Source organism: Azonexus hydrophilus (assembly GCF_905120355.1).
In the GTDB taxonomy this organism is placed as follows: domain Bacteria; phylum Pseudomonadota; class Gammaproteobacteria; order Burkholderiales; family Rhodocyclaceae; genus Azonexus.
Window position 1 is genome coordinate 1 of sequence record NZ_CAJHOB010000041.1, and the last position, 2,152, is coordinate 2,152.

Consider the following 2,152-nt stretch of genomic DNA (forward strand, 5'->3'; position numbering starts at 1 on the left):
GGCAAGCAGGGATAAAGAGGCAAAGTGACGCATGAAAATTCCTTTCAGTTAAAAACAGCTTGTGAAAAATGAATAACGGGTGGTGGGCTTCATCCGCCTGGCACCTCACTTGCTTAGCCAACGATAAAAGAAGCGGCGCAACCCCCTTGGTTCAGAGGGTTTTTCTGGTTCGGGCAGGGGGCCCACCGTCGTCCCGCCGCCCACCGCCACCACCTGGGGCTTCTTATTTACACAGAATCAGCCACTCACATCAACCCGTTCGAATAAACCGGTGAAAGGACCATCCGGCCAGACGAGACGCCACACCTCACCGCTACCAAGGTGCTCAAACCATTTTTCAGTGAAGCTCGGCGCATCCAAATAAGGATGAGTCACTAGCAGTTCCACTGCTTGGCCCTGTGCAACCTGATTCAACATCCACGCTTCGAAGCGCTCGAACTCGCCAAGGCTACGGAAGTCCTCGATAGCCTCCCAAGGGCAACTTGCTATTTGACTATCCATTTCGGATCAACCTTCGGAATAAAGATTTGATTCCCACCGCCAACCAATCCCCCTTGGGGCGCAGCGACACCTTCGTAAATTTTCACGCCAGCAGGCATTTCAATCTTTACGACCTTGGTCGCAGTGTTACCCCATGTAGGACTGATTACTCACCCGGCAAATCGAAAGAACATTCCCGTCAAGCATCAAGCCACTGATTTTAATTGAGAACTTGTTCGCCGAAACGGCGTATGGAATTGCCGGATTAATAACAGGGCATTCGCCTCTGCCAGCAAATCAGCTACTGGCCGATGTGTAACAACCCCCGCCCCCTTTACAGCGAGGGAGGAATCACATCAAAGCATTATCCAGTCTGTCATGCAATACTTGAATTGACTCCCTTAAATTCAGCGGCAACCGCTCCACAGCCAACAACCCTGTCAATCGCATACGCATAATCATGAGGATTTCTGTACCCGTCCCCCCCTCTTCCATGGCTCCGACAATTTCAGCGCCGTAGTCAGAAAAGCCAGAATTTTCTAGCGCTTCAGCTAATCTCTTCGCTTCACTGTAGTAGTCGTATGCGTTCATGACTACTTAATGGTGCTAAAAAATATCATTTGTACTCCTCCCGATGGCACAACAACTTCAATTCCTCCCCCAGGATTTGCCCCAACCGCAGGCGCAGGGCGTGTCACGAAGCCTGTACCAGGCTTGAGTGTGGCTGTTTCGATAAAATTTGCATTCGAAATATTTTCAGCAGGTATGCCATAACGTGCGGCATAGCTTGGGGAACTTGGATTTTCAAGGGACCAAAATTGTGCTTCAGCCGCCTGACTCTTTCCTGTGGTTCCTATCCGATACAGGGTTGCGCCCTCTTCAACCTGTTTTCGAGCAGCAATTGCAGCAACATCCGCACTTTGTAGTGCATCTCCATAAGGTGTCGCTATGCGAGAAATGCTATTTGTCGTTCCCCCTTTTGCGGCAGTGGACGCACCCGCTTGACCGGCAGTACTCAAAGCTCGCCCAAGTAGCCCAAGAATACGCTCTGAGACCATACCACCCAACAACAATTCTTCTACCGGATAAACCGGTTGGGCGCTGCCATTGGGTGTAGCGGCATATTCCAGACGATCCTGGTCACGATTTGCCATGCCCGGAATAATTGAAGGATCGGGGGGGAATCCAAGAGGGTAGTTGCCCGTAGTATTCGCCCGTTGCTCCGCTGTCGCCGAGAAATACGTCTGCGGCGCACCGTCGAGTGTTACGGTCTGTCCATTAACCACAATCGGCTTGCCAAAGTACGGCGCGAGCATTTCGTTGGCCGTCTTGAGATCGTCCAAGTACTCTGCCACCGTCCCCATGGAACCTTCCGTTCCCGGCATTTGTGCCGTACGTTCCAAGGCCGCAAGATAGGCTGCGTGTTTTGCAAACTCCTCATCGTCCGCTCGGCTTTCCGCAACACGTTCGAGAGCATCCGTCCAACGGATAGTCTCTGCGTCGATACACGAGGGCTTGCCATTACAGCTTTCGATGGCCTTTTGCTTCGCCAGCTCCCGAATCAGTTTGCGTTCATCCGGATGCAACTGCCGGTTATAGGTATCGACCATCTGCGCCGCATTTATTGCCGCCAAGGCGTCCTTGCCGAGCAGGGTCGCCGCCAGCGCCGCGC

General features: G+C 52.5%; 3 protein-coding genes. All 3 read right to left on the bottom strand.

Annotated elements, in window-relative coordinates:
- Positions 1-237 precede the first annotated feature (237 nt).
- A complete protein-coding gene (locus JYJ39_RS13860; protein WP_205205220.1) occupies positions 238-501 on the bottom strand; it encodes a hypothetical protein in 264 nt (87 codons plus the stop codon).
- 330 nt (positions 502-831) lie between these two features.
- Positions 832-1,071, bottom strand: a complete 240-nt coding sequence (locus tag JYJ39_RS13865; RefSeq protein ID WP_205205221.1) for a hypothetical protein — start codon at positions 1,069-1,071, stop codon at positions 832-834.
- A 2-nt stretch (positions 1,072-1,073) separates the two neighbouring features.
- On the bottom strand, positions 1,074-2,152 hold a 1,079-nt coding region (locus tag JYJ39_RS13870), incomplete at its 5' end, for a hypothetical protein (protein WP_205205222.1).